Source organism: Chloroflexota bacterium (assembly GCA_026710945.1).
Taxonomy (GTDB): Bacteria; Chloroflexota; UBA11872; order VXOZ01; family VXOZ01; genus VXOZ01.
Genome location: JAPOQA010000033.1, coordinates 1 through 14,261, shown reverse-complemented (window position 1 = coordinate 14,261; position 14,261 = coordinate 1). Strand labels below are relative to the sequence as shown.

Annotated in this window: 10 protein-coding genes and 1 pseudogene; 6 read left to right on the top strand and 5 right to left on the bottom strand. The window is 58.6% G+C overall.

Annotation, left to right across the window (positions count from 1 at the left end):
• Nucleotides 1-74: 74 nt before the first annotated feature.
• The 3 genes from OXE05_06775 to OXE05_06765 all read right to left on the bottom strand — a co-directional run bounded on the left by OXE05_06775 (nt 75) and on the right by OXE05_06765 (nt 7,220).
• A complete protein-coding gene (locus OXE05_06775) occupies nt 75-3,782 on the bottom strand; it encodes a DNA polymerase III subunit alpha (protein ID MCY4437021.1) in 3,708 nt (1,235 codons plus the stop codon).
• Nucleotides 3,783-4,626: 844 nt separating this feature from the next.
• The gene (locus OXE05_06770) at nt 4,627-5,610 is read right to left on the bottom strand and encodes a hypothetical protein (GenBank protein ID MCY4437020.1); all 984 of its coding nucleotides are present in this window, start codon (nt 5,608-5,610) and stop codon (nt 4,627-4,629) included.
• A gap of 185 nt (nt 5,611-5,795) precedes the next feature.
• Nucleotides 5,796-7,220 (bottom strand): UDP-N-acetylmuramoyl-tripeptide--D-alanyl-D-alanine ligase, encoded by a 1,425-nt coding sequence (locus OXE05_06765; GenBank protein ID MCY4437019.1) that lies wholly within the window; start codon nt 7,218-7,220, stop codon nt 5,796-5,798.
• Nucleotides 7,221-7,622: 402 nt separating this feature from the next.
• Here OXE05_06765 and OXE05_06760 point away from each other — a divergent pair, with 402 nt between their 5' ends.
• The 5 genes from OXE05_06760 to OXE05_06740 all read left to right on the top strand — a co-directional run bounded on the left by OXE05_06760 (nt 7,623) and on the right by OXE05_06740 (nt 11,539).
• The gene (locus tag OXE05_06760) at nt 7,623-8,732 is read left to right on the top strand and encodes a D-alanine--D-alanine ligase (GenBank protein ID MCY4437018.1); all 1,110 of its coding nucleotides are present in this window, start codon (nt 7,623-7,625) and stop codon (nt 8,730-8,732) included.
• Nucleotides 8,733-8,775: 43 nt separating this feature from the next.
• Entirely contained in the window at nt 8,776-9,726 is a 951-nt protein-coding gene (locus OXE05_06755) for a ribose-phosphate diphosphokinase (protein ID MCY4437017.1), read from the top strand.
• A 161-nt stretch (nt 9,727-9,887) separates the two neighbouring features.
• Nucleotides 9,888-10,643 (top strand): cytochrome c biogenesis protein CcdA, encoded by a 756-nt coding sequence (locus OXE05_06750; protein MCY4437016.1) that lies wholly within the window; start codon nt 9,888-9,890, stop codon nt 10,641-10,643.
• Between the two features lie 227 nt (nt 10,644-10,870).
• Nucleotides 10,871-11,218: a hypothetical protein gene (locus OXE05_06745; protein ID MCY4437015.1), complete on the top strand. Its 348-nt coding sequence runs from the start codon at nt 10,871-10,873 to the stop codon at nt 11,216-11,218.
• 30 nt (nt 11,219-11,248) lie between these two features.
• Complete coding sequence (locus OXE05_06740) at nt 11,249-11,539, top strand: hypothetical protein (protein ID MCY4437014.1); 291 nt, start codon at nt 11,249-11,251, stop codon at nt 11,537-11,539.
• Nucleotides 11,540-11,827: 288 nt separating this feature from the next.
• Here OXE05_06740 and OXE05_06735 read toward each other — a convergent pair.
• Nucleotides 11,828-12,136: pseudogene (locus OXE05_06735) on the bottom strand (redoxin domain-containing protein).
• 15 nt (nt 12,137-12,151) lie between these two features.
• Entirely contained in the window at nt 12,152-12,511 is a 360-nt protein-coding gene (locus OXE05_06730; GenBank protein ID MCY4437013.1) for a hypothetical protein, read from the bottom strand.
• Nucleotides 12,512-12,755: 244 nt separating this feature from the next.
• Here OXE05_06730 and OXE05_06725 point away from each other — a divergent pair, with 244 nt between their 5' ends.
• A complete protein-coding gene (locus OXE05_06725; GenBank protein MCY4437012.1) occupies nt 12,756-14,054 on the top strand; it encodes an alpha-L-fucosidase in 1,299 nt (432 codons plus the stop codon).
• The last annotated feature ends 207 nt before the right edge of the window (nt 14,055-14,261 follow it).

Genomic DNA, 14,261 nt, shown 5'->3' with positions numbered 1-14,261 from the left:
AGCTACCACCAACGCACAGAGCAAGACACGCCGCAGCGATGGAAGGCGGCAATGCCGACTGTTCCCGATGCCGATCACGGGACCGACTTCCGCATCGGCGCAGTGCCCAACAAAGCCTCGATCTCGTCCTCCACCTCCGGCGTCAGTGCAATCCGATCATGAGTCTCCAGGCGCACGTGCGTACCGTTGAGAATAATCCGCAGCGCGATGCGCGTTTCACCGGGATTACGCATCACGACTCCGGCAAGCCGCTGCAATCGTCCTAAGTCCTCCGCGTCATCCGGCGTGCGCTGGAGCACAAGCTCAACCTCCGGCCCCGTCCGATCCACCGGCTCTTCAGCGGGTTGGCTCACCTGTGGTTCGGTCTCGTCATCGATCTCCTGCGTCGGGGTAACCGCCACAGGTGTCGCCACAGCCTCTACTTCCACTTTCTCCGCAGCCTCAGTTTCAGCCGCTGCAGTTGAAGCTTCCGCAGAATTTGCGGCGCCGACCGGCACCCAATCGGGGAGACCGTCCTCCCGCGCGGATGGAGCATTTTCAACGTTCTCGGAAACCCTCGCTGTCGGATCACCATTTTGCGCAATAGGCTGCGCGCCGTCCCGTTGCTCAGCGGTTACTTCATCCAGCAGCTCTGCGCTCTCCGCCAAAATGCGCAGCACGTCGTCGCGGCTATCTTGCTCCACGCGCCCTTTCACGACAACAAAGTTGCCGTTTTCAAGCAAGTCAGCGCGCCCTGCGTATAGCTTGGGAAAGACGGTTACGTCGATCTGGCCTTTCTCGTCTTCAAGGGTAAGCATTGCCATATTCTGACCCTTTCGGGTGAATATCTTGCGCACAGACCCAACGCGCCCTGCCAACGTGATTCGCTTGCCCTCACGCTCCTGCGTCACCTCTGCCGTAGTCATGTCGGCCACTGCGCGCATTCGTTCAATGTGCGGCTTGAATGGGTTCTCTGAGAGGTAATCGCCGAGCAGTTCCTTCTCCCAGATGCCCTTTTCTTCCGGTGTAGCGGGCTCAGTTTCAGGGAGCGTGAAGCTGGTGAGCATGGCTGCCTGCTCCTCGCCTAAGAACGTCTCGAAGAGCGTCGGACCCTGATTGCTAATGCTCTGTGCTTTCTGCGAGGATGCAAGCACGTCGTCCAAACTCGCCAGGAGGGCTGCCCGGTCACCCATGCTATCCAGCGCCCCAACTTTAATGAGGCTCTCCAAGGCGCGTCGGTTCACGACCCGTTGGTCGATACGTAGGCAAAAGTCGTAGAAATCTTGGTAGGGTTCCTCCGCCCGCTCAGCGGCAATTGCTTCGGCCGCAGCCGTTCCCACGTTCTTGACCGCGGCGAGGCCGAAAAAGATCGTACCTTCCTTGACCGCAAAATTGGATTCGCTCCCGTTTACATTCGGCGGGGCTACCGCAACATCCAACCTGCTGCACTCGCGCACTGCTTCAATGATCTTGTCTGAATTCCCAAGCTCCGTACTCAAGACCGCGGTCATGTATTCGGCGGGGTAGTTTGCCTTGAGGTAGGCGGTCTGGTACGCAATCGTGCCATAGCACGTGGCGTGGGCTTGATTGAATCCGTACCGCGCAAAAGGTTCGAAGTCGTCGAAGATCGCCTCCGCGACTTTCTTTGAGAGGCCGTTTGCCACGGCTCCGCTGACAAACCGCTCGCGATGCTCTTGCAATTCATGCGCAATCTTCTTGCGGACGGCGTAGCACAACTTATCTGCTTCCGCCAACGTATAGCCGGCCACCGCCTGCGCTACGGCCATTACGTCCTCTTGGTAGACCATAATGCCGTATGTGCTCTCCAGCACTGCAGACATCAATGGATGCCGTGCCGTAGCCTGTTCGCGGCCGTGACGTCTGGCGACGTACTGCGGGATGTATGCCATGGGGCCTGGACGATACAGCGCCACCAGCGCCATGACGTCCTCGATGCGGTCCGGTTGCAGGTCTTTCACGTAGCGCCGCATGCCGTCGGACTCCAACTGGAAGACGCCGGTCGTCTCTCCCGATGAGAGCAGTTCAAACGTCTTGCTATCGTCCAGCGGAATCTCTCTGAGACCTATGGTTTCACCCCGGGTCTCCGCAATGAAACGCACCGCGCGGTCCAGCACGGTGAGGTTGCGCAAGCCGAGAAAGTCCATCTTGAGCAACCCGATCTTCTCGATGGCGTTCATTTCAAACTGGGTCATGACGCCATCGTCGCCGACGTTGCGCTGCAAGGGGACGTACTCGGTAAGCGGCTCCCGCGAGATCACCACGCCCGCCGCATGGGTGGACGCATGGCGTGCCACGCCTTCCAGGTTCTTGGCCAAGTCAAGCAGGCGCTGCACCTGCGGTTCTTCGTTCGCGACTTGCTGCAGGTCCGGTGAGTCTCGCAGCGCGTCATCCACCGTGGACATGATGGGGACCAGCTTGGCAACGCGATCCACGTCGCCATACGTCATGCCGAGCGCCCGACCCACGTCGCGGACGGCGGCCCGCGCCTTCATCGTGCCAAACGTGATGATTTGCGCCACGTGATCGGCGCCGTATTTCTCCGTCACGTATTCGATGACCTCGTCTCGGCGCACGTCCATGAGGTCTACGTCGATGTCCGGCATGGTGTAGCGCGAGGGGTTAAGAAAACGCTCGAAGATCAGGCCGTAGTGCAAAGGATCGATGTCGGTAATGCCGGCGGTGTAACAGACCAGACTGCCCGCTGCAGAACCCCGCACTGTGGTCGGAATCCCTTGCTCTTTGGCCCAATTGACAAAGTCGGCGGCGATAAGAAGGTACGAGGAAAAGCCCATCTCCCCAATCACGTCCAGTTCGTACTTCAATCGCTCGTGGGCCGAGGCAGCGGCATCGGGATAGAGCTTCTCTAGTCCTGCCGTGCAGACCTCTTTCAAATAGGAACGCGCGTCGTGCCCCTCCGGCACTTCGAAATGGGGCAGGATGCGCTGATCGAGGGCCAGCTCAACATTGCACTGCTCCGCGATCTTCACGGTGTTCGTCAGGGCTTCGGGAAACTCCGCAAACCGCTCCCACATCTCGTCGGCGCTGCGCAGATAAAACTCCTCGGTCTCCATGCGCATGCGGTTGGCATCGTTGACGTTGCTGTTGGTCTGGATGCACAGGAGCACGTCGTGGGCTTCAGCATCCTCACGGCGGGTGTAGTGCCCGTCGTTCGTGGCCACCAAAGGCAGTTCGAGGTCCCGCGCCAACTCTACGAGCTTTGCGGTAACTTCCTGCTCCCACTCCATGCCATGGTCTTGTATCTCGATGTAGAAGTTTTCCGCGCCAAACACGTCGCGGTAGTGGAGCGCCACGTCCCGCGCCTTCTCCGCATTCCCGTCACGGAGCGCGCGCGGAATCTCCCCGGACGGACAACCGGATAGACAGATGAGGCCCTCGCTATATTGTTCCAGCAGTTCGTGGTCCACGCGCGGCTTGTAGTAAAAGCCCTCGAGCTGCGCCTGTGTTGCCAGCTTGACCAGATTGCTGTAGCCCTCATTGTTCTTTGCCAGCAGCGTGAGGTGGTACTGCCGGTCGTCCACCTTCGGTTCGCGGTCGAAGCGCGAGCGCGTCGCCACGTAGACCTCGCAACCCAAGATGGGCTTGATGCCCCGGCTGCGGGCCTCTTCATAGAACTCGATAGCGCCGTACAGCACGCCATGGTCGGTGAGGGCGATGGCCTCAAAGCCCAATTCCTTGGCGCAATCCATCAACTCCGGCATGCGGCTCATGCCATCCAACAAGCTGTAATGCGTATGCAAATGCAGGTGGGTGAATTGCTTCATGCGGGCACACGGCTCCCGGGACCGGCACTACGTCAAGAGGGAAATTAACTCGGTTAAGAATACCTGGAATGCGGAGAGAATGAAAGCGAATAACAGTCTTGACGGCTTACGTTTCCAGACCTACAATCCGCTCGATTCCGCTTGCCGTAAGGGTATCGCAAAGATGAGACAAGCATTCAAGAAAATGTCGGATCCGATTGAACTGCCTATAGCCAGATTCCACGCTCGCCAAGACTCAGAGAGCGCCAAAGTCTATCAATCCCACGAGTATTGTCTCTGTCTCATGCCATCATTGCCAAAAGAGACCTGTCCCTTGCCGGATGCGAGCGAGAATCCATCCGGCACATACCCCAATTGCTCCCGGCCACATCTATTTCGATCCAAGCGGCGACCAACGCACACGCTGGGTCGCAGGCGCAGAATTCTCTACACACGGAACCCCAATGTTCGATGTGACTTCGCCTCTCCCTCGAGGAAACGCTTATGCATCACTGTTCATAGACGAGCGGTTTGCCTCCTCTGCCTGGGAGGCAGTCTCAAAGGTCGACTCGATAAGCTAAATCGTGCTTCGACAAGCCTGTACTGAGCTTGCCGAAGTGCTCAGCACGAACGGATCATTGCCTGTTACGTTCGCCCTGAGCCTGCCTGTCCTGAGCCTGTCGAAGGGTCGAAGGGCAAGTCTAAACGGAGCGATGCGTTTATGAGACGGCCGACCGGAGGAGAGGGCCAGGGTGAGGGGCATTCTTCACCATTCTCGCCCATTTTCGCGCACTCCTTTTGGGAAGCGCCATGGTCTCCGTGCGAGTGAGCACTCGTGAGAGCGAGTGAGCACTCGCGGGAAGTCTTACTGCTCGCACACAACCCCATCACCATCACCGTCGCGCGGCGGGTCGGCAATGATCTCTATTGGGAAGCCGCGGCCGTCGCCATTACTTCCCTGCACGCGCTCTACCCCCGCCGCCTCAGCCGCCGCACAGCTTGCATACACCGTTGGGGTAGCAGTAGGCGTCGGCGTTGCGGTGGGCGTAGCAGTAGGCGTCGGCGTGGGTGTCGCGGTTGGCGTTGGAGTCGGGGTTGGCGTCGGCGTAGGAGTAGGGAGTACTATTTCCGGAGTCTCGTCGCACTTCTCTAACATCGTGCCCAGCGCTGCGACCTCGGCATCATCCGCGCTGAGCTCCCAGAACACCTTGACCGCAATCCAATCTTGCGCATATTGACACCACGCCGATTCTGCAGGCGGCTTCCATACTGCCGGATCTCGCGCGCCCTTCGAGCGGTTGCTCGAAGCCGACACCGCGGTCAATGTCTGCGACAAGATCAGATCGTTTGCGTATGCATAGCGCCGCGCATAAGACCACCGCCATCCCCCCGACTCGTGTACTTCTGCCAGCGGCACCATGTGATCGATGTCTATGCCCGATGCCTCCGTGATCGTCGCCCCGTCATACCATGACAACCACGTACCGCCGGGCACGCAGGACTCATCATCCGTTTCAAGCGTTTGCGCTTCGGCTACCAGGACCTCCTCGCGTGTGTTGCAGCCATCGTCATCGACGTCGTCCCAGCCGCCTTGCTCGTACATCCAGCGACCGTAGTCTATGCCTCCGTCGGATGCCGGAGCAGCCTTGAGCTGTAGCCCCGCGATCTCCGTCGTAGTTGGAGTAGCCCGCTCCGGCACGCAACTGTCCTCGTAAAACTGGTCTACTCCCAGCCAACCCGCGACTCTTAGACTCTCCCGCACGGTATTGAGTTGCGTACATAGTTCCGTCGTAGGACCCGAATCGATAGTAATAGCAAACCAAACTGACGCTAAGATCAGCGCAAACATATTCCACCCTCTTTGTATCCACTAGCACGTCCGCTCCCAAACGGACGCACAAGTACCCACTATCCCCGCGCTTCATCAGAAGCGCGCTCTTGCAAACCACCCACAGCAAGCAGAGTGGCCTCTCCTTGCTGCATTCTCAATCCCACACTTTGGGGTTGTCTCGGTTACCACCACACGAGACAGGTCTATTCGTCTGCGGGACCTCCTACTGCCCATCGTTCAGCAAGCCTGTAGAGTCCCATGCCGTGTGACCCCTTAATCAACACGACGTCTTGCGGGTTCACCTCCGCTGCCAAGAGCGACTCTGCAGATTTCAAGGCAGCTTCCAGTGCATCATCGTCAACATGATTCGCCGCAAACTCTGTGATGAGGGCCGGGTCCATGCCTGCCGCACGGGCGCCCGCCGCAGTTTCGGAACTATCGTCGCCGATCGTTATCAAGCGATCAACAAGACGCGCTGCAGCCTGACCCAAGAGACGATGTTCTTCAGCCGTAAATTCCCCTAACTCCAGCATGTCTCCGAATACCGCAATGCTCTTGCCTTGCCCACCTAGCTGCGCAAGCGATTCCAGGGCAAGCGTTGCGGAGACGCGGTTGGCGTTGTAGGCATCATCGAGCAACACCGAATCGTTGCGTCCCTGCCGCACCTGCAGGCGGCCCGGCGCAGGAGTGACTTTCGCCAGCCCTTGCGCTATCTCGTCCAATGTCAAACCAAACTCACGTCCCACGGCTGTCGCGGCGAGCGCGGCGTAAACTCCGGCTTGGCCCAGCACTCGCGTCTTCATTTGCCTCTTTTCAGATCCGGTACTCACGTCGAACTGCGTCCAGCCATCAGGCAAAGTATGCACGTTCTGAGCCGTAATGTCCGTCCCTCCCTCAATTCCATAGGTAATGACATCTGAACTTGTATTGGCGGACATTTGCCTTACGCGCGGATCGTCCCCGTTGAGTACAGCCGTGCCGCGCGCCGGCAGAGCTTGAACCAACTCGGACTTGGCATGCTGCACGCGGTCAAGCGATCCGAAAAGTTCAAGATGAACGGGACCCACCGCCGTTACCACGCCGACGTGGGGACGGATTTTGCGGCAGTAGCCGGCAATCTCACCGCGCCATTGGGCTCCCATCTCCAACACCAGTACTTCGTCCTCCGGCCTGCAACGCACGACCGTCCGCGGGATCCCGATCTCGTTATTCTCAGTTCCAAGTGCACTGCATACTGCAAAGCGTTCTGCCAATACGCTCGCTATTGCTTCTTTCGTAGTCGTCTTGCCGTAACTGCCCGTTACCGCCACAATGCGCAGGCCGGGCCGCTGCCGCACCAAATAGGAGGCGAGCTTCCACGCGGCATCGTTTGGGTCCCTCACCCGGATCTGTGGTATGTCAACATCAGAACGCGGTCGTTGGCAAAGAACCGCAGCCGCACCCTTCTGCGCTGCATTGGGAATGAATTCATGTCCGTCCCGCTGATCGGTGCGCAACGCGAGAAAAACCTCGCCCGGCTGCAGAATGCGGGAATCATGGCATAGACCCGTACAGGGTAAGCGCGCCGCCTCCAGACCACGGGGCGGTTCGCGGCGTAGCGCTCGGTAGAGGTCGGCCAAGTAGAACAAGTGTGGCGTGCTCCCTCTAAGTTGAGTGCTGGCTATCGTTGGGCGGGATGGGGATGACTCACAAGTTGAACGCCATTGTCACATTAGCTCTCACGACTGAATTGTCGGCCTGCACAGGTCCTTGACGTGGATTGACGGCAACCGGCTTCCTGAGGTGTTTGCACTTCTCATGCCGGAATAATGCATGCAGAAACTATCCGAGGCCGAAGCTACCATCCCAAATCGCCCGGCGTCACGAGGGCCAAAGCAGCGCCCAAAATCCCAATCCTCTGGAAAATACCGTTTACGTCAGACCCCTGACGGCATGGCCCGTCACCAATCCCTATGAGAGTCTACGCCAACCTGCTATAATGATGCCACCTCACGTCAGCATAGCAAACGGACACCGGTGCTTCTTTAACTATGAGCAACAAGCTCCGTGTCGGCCTGTTGTTTGGCGGCCGTTCAGCAGAACATGACGTATCGGTGATATCTGCCCGTTCGGTATTAGCAGCGCTCGACCCATGCAAGTACGAGGTGGTGCCCATCGGTATCACACGCGAGGGGACTTGGCTGTTGAATGTTGATCCACAACGCGCTCTTGCGGACCAAATGGACCTTTCCACTGACGGCAATTCGTCACAACTTGCATTCAGTCCTGACGCCGCCTTGGCACACCGCAGCTCGCCCCAGGATTCTAACAATCAATCTATCGCCCGCGCACTGGACGTCGTACTGCCAATACTTCACGGACCCAACGGCGAAGATGGCAGCATCCAGGGCTTCCTGCAGCTCGCCAACGTCCCCTACGTGGGCTGCGACGTGCTCAGTTCGGCCCTGGGCATGGACAAGATCGTACAAAAGAAGCTCTTTAGTCACGCCGGCCTACCGATTGTTGACTTTCTCGCCCTGGCCCGGCGCCAATGGCGGTCTCAGCCTAAGGATAGCCTGGAAGAGATTGAAGCAAGCCTTAGCTATCCGCTCTTTGTAAAGCCTGCTGCCCTCGGCTCGAGCGTAGGCATCTCGAAAGTCCATAATCGAGACGAAATCGGCCCTGCTCTTGATACCGCGGCGCGCTACGACCGCAGAATCATCGTCGAAGCGGCGGTTCCCCATGCCCGGGAAATCGAACTCTCCGTGCTTGGCAATCATGCGCCGATCGTCTCCGTGCCGGGCGAAATCGTGGCGGCCCACGAATTCTATGACTACGCGGCCAAGTACGAAGCCGACTCCGCTCTCCACGTGCCGGCGCCCATTGCTGAAGAACTCACTGCAGAGCTTCAAGACCTCTCACTTCGCGCCTTCCAGGCGCTTGAGTGTTGCGGCATGGCGCGCGTTGACTTTCTCATAAACGGTGAGACCGGGGCGGTATACGTGAATGAGATCAACACCATACCCGGGTTCACGCCGATTAGTATGTATCCCAAGCTCTGGGAAGCTTCAGGGCTGGCATACCCGGACCTGCTGGACGAATTGATCAGGTTAGCGCAGGAGCGCTATCAGGAAGTAAACGATCAGGAGACCGCGCGCTAAGGCGCATAATGGGGGCAAAGGAACATGAGAAGGGGCAGCCGCAATGGTTAATGGCGACATCAAGATATTCTCGGGTATGGCCAACAATCCATTGGCAGCCGAGATTGCCGACCTGCTCGGGACGGGTCTCGGTGAGGTCAACATTCAAGAGGCTCCGGACTCTGAGACGCTGGTAATGGTGAACGAAAGTGTGCGCGGCTGCGACGTATACGTCGTTCAACCAACCTCGGCGCCCGTGAATGACAACTTGATGCAACTCTTGCTCATTGTTGACGCGCTGCGCCGCGCTTCCGCCAAGCGCATAACCGCGGTGATCCCCTACTTTGGCTATTCCCGCCAGGAACGCATGGCCCACGGGCGCGAGCCGATCAGCGCCAAGGTGGTGGCGGACATGCTCCAATCCGTCGGCGTAAACCGCATCATCCTCACCGACATCCATGCGCCCGCGATGCAGGGCTTCTTCAATATCCCGTTCGAAACCCTCTCGGCTGTACCCCTGATCATCGACTATATAAAGCAACAAGACCTTTCGGATTCCGTCATTGTCGCGCCGGACGTCGGCCGCGCCAAGCTTGCCGAGCAGTACGCGGAACGCTTGGGGGTGCCCCTAGCCCTAATCCACAAGGCTCGCGAATCCGCCACCACGTCGCGGATCGTCGGCATGATTGGCGACCTAAAGGGTAAGTCGCCTATCATCATCGATGACATCATCACCACGGGCGGTACCATCGTCGAGACCGCCCACGCCGTCATCAACGCCGGCGCCAGACCTCGGTTGCGCTTGGCGGCAGTACACGGTCTTCTTGCCGGCACAGCCCCGGACCGGCTTAATCTCGACTTCATCCAAGAAGTGATCCTCACCGATACTGTGCACATTCCGTCAGATAAGATTACGCCCAATATGACTATCCTCTCGGTGGCACAGCTCTTCGCCGAAGCCATACACCGCGTGCACAATGAGACCTCGGTGAGCGGACTCTACCTCCTCACGTAAAGCCACCTACTGGCGTATCCGAGAGCGCAGATACGCAAACTGCCAGACTGACTTTGGCAAAACCGTCCCAATTGTAGGCGCGGTTACAAAAAAACATCTCTACTTTCGTTATACTGGGCATGGATAGGGGAGTAGTGCGTTGCGTGGTAAGGGCTTATCCTATGCTTGTTGACGTTGGTATTGCATTTGGCGCCGGCATTCTCTCATTTTTATCGCCCTGTTTTCTCCCCCTGGTACCGGCATATCTTGTCTATCTCGGTGGTCGCCACGTCAACGCGGTCCGCCACGAAAAGTCTGCCCAACGGGCCGTTCTCATCAACGCGTTGGCCTTTATATTGGGCTTCGGCACTATCTTCGTCGCCCTCGGCATTGCTATCACGTTTGTTGGCCTTGCCTTTCAGCAAGGTCTTCCCACGATGCGGCTTGTCGGCGGCGCGCTTCTCGTTATCTTTGGGCTTAGCTTTCTGGGATTCCTGCGTATTCCGTGGCTCCAGCAGATCTTGCAACGGGAAGTCTCGCTCCGCAATACACCGCTGGGCCGCATAGATACGGAGAAAACCGGTCCGATCACGTCTTTCCTGATCGGCCTGGTCTTTGGCACCGGCTGGACGCCGTGCGTGGGGCCGATTCTGGGCGCCATTTTGCTCCAGGCATCCGGCGCTGACACGGTGGCCCGCGGCGGAATCTTGCTGGCAATCTACGCATTGGGAATGGGCATCCCGTTTCTCGCGATGGCCGCCGCCGTCGAGCGCGCAGCATCCCTCATGAACTGGCTCAAGTCCCACATGCTCGTAGTCGAGCGCACAAGCGGAGTCTTCTTGATCTTGATGGGAATTGCTGTTGCAACGAATTTCCTGGCAATGCTGTCCGGAGTTCTCGGCTTTTTCTCATTAGAAATCTTGGCATTTGAGCGTTAGTATGAGAGATGGCGACAGGAAGATTGTTACACTCGATCCTTGGGGCTCGCCCTATGCTTCGAAGTGCGAGCACGGGTTGCGGCAAAGCATCCGATCCAACGCCCTCGCCGCAGCCCATGGCAGCGCCGAAAACAAGGGCCGTCTCGCAATGACGGCGAGTTGAAACAGGCAGATTCCCAAGCATTGCGGTTTTTGCGGGGATAGTACCAGCAAAAGGGAGGAGACCTATGCGACGACGTTCTGTATGCGCATTGCTGTTCAGCGGCGCCTCCGTAGCCGCACTGGCGGCGTGCGGCGGCGGCTCAACGCTGCTCGACACTGAGGAGGAGAAGCCAGCCGAAACCGCGCAAGAGGCCAAGGTGGAGCCAACCGCCGCTCCCAAGGAAGCGCAACCGACGGCTGAGCCCGAAGCGAAGGCGGAGCCTGAGCCGACGGCAGCGCCCGAACTCGACCTGCCCAACCTTGGCAAGGCGCCGGAGATTACGCTCACGGAATGGCTCAATTCCGATGCCATTACGTTGTCTAGCTTGGAAGGCAAGGCCTCTGCCTTAATTGTCTTCTGGACCTACACCTGACCGGTCTGCCGCGGCGAAATCCCCAGTTGGGTGGATATCCAGAACACGCTCGTTGACGACAGTTTCAAGCTCATCAGCATCCACTTCCCGGCCTTGGGCGCATCCACGGACGTGAGCGTCATTGCCGAGAAGTCCGCGGAACTCAATGTCAATTTCCCGGTCGCGATCGATAACGACCTGTCAGCCTGGAACGACTACGGCAACAATGCCTGGCCGGTTGCCTACGCAGTCGATAAACAAGGTGACATCCGCTTCAAGCAGGTCGGCGCCGGTATCGACTCCATCCTTGAAGTGATTGAAAAGCTCAAGGCTGCGGGCTAGCGTACCTGCTGATTCTTAGACATCTGTCGAAACAAGCAAGCCGTCTGCGGTGTGCTCATTACACCGCAGACGGCTTGTTTTAAATGTGCGACAAGCCCGCATGCCGGATTCTTGCCGCTGCCTCTTAAAAGCGGTGACCTGCGCCTGCAATGTGCGTCCTCGAACGACCGAGGAGCTTCTGCTTCAATAGAAACAGTACCCAGTGTTCATGTGAACACTGGGTACTGTATTCGTGTCTCTGCGACAGCTTTGCCGGAATCTAGTTCAAGCGGATAGCGACACTGCCGCTTAGCCCAACTCCTTGAGTTGCTTCACGGCATCAACCACTAATTCGAAATTGCCGCCGCCGAACTTTGCAAAGCGTATGTTGCCCTGCCGATCGATGCCGTAGAATGCCGGCCACGTGCGGGTGCCATAGGCGTTCCAAAGCACCTCATCGTTGTCTACAACCACCGGATAGTTGACGCCGAGGGCGTCGGCCCGCTCCTTAATGCCGCTGATGTCTCGGGAAGATCCGGCGTGCGGAAAGTGCACGGAGATCAGCTTGAAGCGGTCATCGTGGTAGGTATTGAAGAGATCCACCAAACTGGGGATTTCGCTGCGGCAGACCGGTCAGGTATACGTCCAAAACACAATCATGGCAGCGGCCTTGCCCTCCAGACTTGCCATAGTGATGGGCTCTGAATTGAACCAGCCAGTAAGAGTTATCTCGGGGGCCTTGCCAAGATAAGGCATGTCGAGCGTGGGTGCTGCTGTTGGCGCAGCCTCCGCCTGCTTCGGGGCCTCGGCCGTCGGTTGCGCTTCCGCCGGAGCCGCGGTTGGCTCTGCCTGCGTTTGCGATGCGGCCTCTTGGGTAGAGCTCGCCGTCTCCTGCTCCTCATCGCTTAACAATGTTGAACCGCCGCCGCACGCCGCCAGTGCGGCTACGGAGGCGCCGCTGAGCAGAAGCGAGCATACAGATCGTCGTTGCATGATTCTATTCTCCTAATCCTTCCGTGCCAGTTTGCCGCCGTTGTCCGATCCGGCATATAGCTTGGCGAGCCGCTGTGCCCATCTTGCCGCACATGGCATCGCACTTTCAATCCCAGCTAGATTCTATCGTAACGAGTGCAGTACGAGGAATCCAGCTACCTAGTCCTCGCGCGCTACAACTACGTCACTATACCTGTGATAGGCTTGTCGGAAAGACCACCACAACACGCAAGGAGTCATAAAGATGAGCAATGCCGCTCTCCCCCAACCGGAATCGACGCCCGGCAATACCGCCTGGTGGACCCATGACCGCTTCGGCCTCTTCATTCACTGGGGCATTTACGCCATGGCCGCCCGGCACGAATGGGTGAAGAAATACGAGCAGATCAGCGACGCGGACTACCAGCCGTATTTCGACCACTTCGACCCCGACCTCTACGACCCTGCAGAATGGGCGCGCATCGCCCGCGAGGCCGGCATGTGCTACGTCGTCCTTACCAGTAAGCACCACGACGGCTTCTGCCTGTGGGACAGCCAACTCACCGACTACAAGGCTACAAACACCCCCGCCCAGCGCGACCTCTTAAAGCCGTTTGTAGATGCTTTCCGTGCCGAGGGACTCAAGGTCGGCTTCTACTATTCGTTGATCGACTGGCACCATCCCGATTTTCCCGTGGACGGCGTGCATCCCCAGGCGAACGATGTTTCGTTCCGGGAGGCCACGAAAGACCGCGACGTGCGCAAGTACGCGGAATACCTCCACGGCCAGGTGCGCGAGATCCTTACGATGTTCGGCACCATCGACCTCCTCTGGCTCGACTTCTCCTACTCCCAGCAAGACTACGGTTGGAGCAAAGGCAAGGGCAAGGACGACTGGCAGAGCGAGGAACTGATCCGCATGGTGCGGGAGATAAACCCCGCTATCATCATCAACAACCGCAGCGAAATCGAGCAAGACTTCCATACGCCGGAGCAATTCATCCCGCCGAGCTGGCTGCACGTGGACGGCAAGCCCGTCAACTGGGAAGCCTGTCAGACCCTCAACGGCTCCTGGGGTTATCACCGCGACAACCTGGACTGGAAGTCGCCGCAACTGCTGGTGGAGATGCTTATCGACTGCGTTTCCAAGGGCGGGAACATGCTCATGAACGTCGGCCCTACCGGCCGCGGTGAGTTCGATCCGCGCGCGCAGGCGACCCTGGCGGAGATTGGCGCGTGGATGCGGCAGCACGGGCGCGCGATCTACGGCTGCACGCAAGCGCCGTTCACGCCGCCACGGGACTGCCGCTATACGTACAATCCCGAAACGAACCGGCTGTACCTGCACATCTTTGCCTGGCCGCTGAAGTACCTGCACCTGCCGGGCCTGCGCAACCGCGTGCGCTACGCCCAACTCCTGAACGACGGCTCCGAGGTCAAGACATTCGACTTCACCCAGCACCACCGCTACCCCAGCGGGGGCGAAGACCTGCTTACGTTGGAATTGCCCATCCAGAAGCCGAGCGTGCATACGCCGGTAGTTGAACTTTTCCTAGCTGATTGATAGACTATGCGCATCGGCAGTCTAAGTATCTTGACGTGAACAGTGTGCCCTTGCCGGCGCCGGATTTTAGTCGCGTTGACAAGCTGCGGCACAGGGGGGCTCCCCCCCCCCCCCCCCCCCCCCCTTTTTTACTTGTTGTGGGGGGGGTTGTCCTCCCCCCCCCCGTCCTCGTTTCTCCTCCGCGCGCGGGCGGCTGTTCTCGCTACC

Bases quoted from the DNA above. Each gene is read 5' to 3' on its own strand.
- OXE05_06775 (MCY4437021.1), bottom strand. From the start codon at position 3,782: ATGAAGCAATTCACCCACCTGCATTTGCATACGCATTACAGCTTGTTG.
- OXE05_06770 (MCY4437020.1), bottom strand. From the start codon at position 5,610: ATGTTTGCGCTGATCTTAGCGTCAGTTTGGTTTGCTATTACTATCGAT.
- OXE05_06760 (MCY4437018.1), top strand. From the start codon at position 7,623: ATGAGCAACAAGCTCCGTGTCGGCCTGTTGTTTGGCGGCCGTTCAGCA.
- OXE05_06755 (MCY4437017.1), top strand. From the start codon at position 8,776: ATGGTTAATGGCGACATCAAGATATTCTCGGGTATGGCCAACAATCCA.
- OXE05_06750 (MCY4437016.1), top strand. From the start codon at position 9,888: ATGCTTGTTGACGTTGGTATTGCATTTGGCGCCGGCATTCTCTCATTT.
- OXE05_06745 (MCY4437015.1), top strand. From the start codon at position 10,871: ATGCGACGACGTTCTGTATGCGCATTGCTGTTCAGCGGCGCCTCCGTA.
- OXE05_06730 (MCY4437013.1), bottom strand. From the start codon at position 12,511: ATGCAACGACGATCTGTATGCTCGCTTCTGCTCAGCGGCGCCTCCGTA.
- OXE05_06725 (MCY4437012.1), top strand. From the start codon at position 12,756: ATGAGCAATGCCGCTCTCCCCCAACCGGAATCGACGCCCGGCAATACC.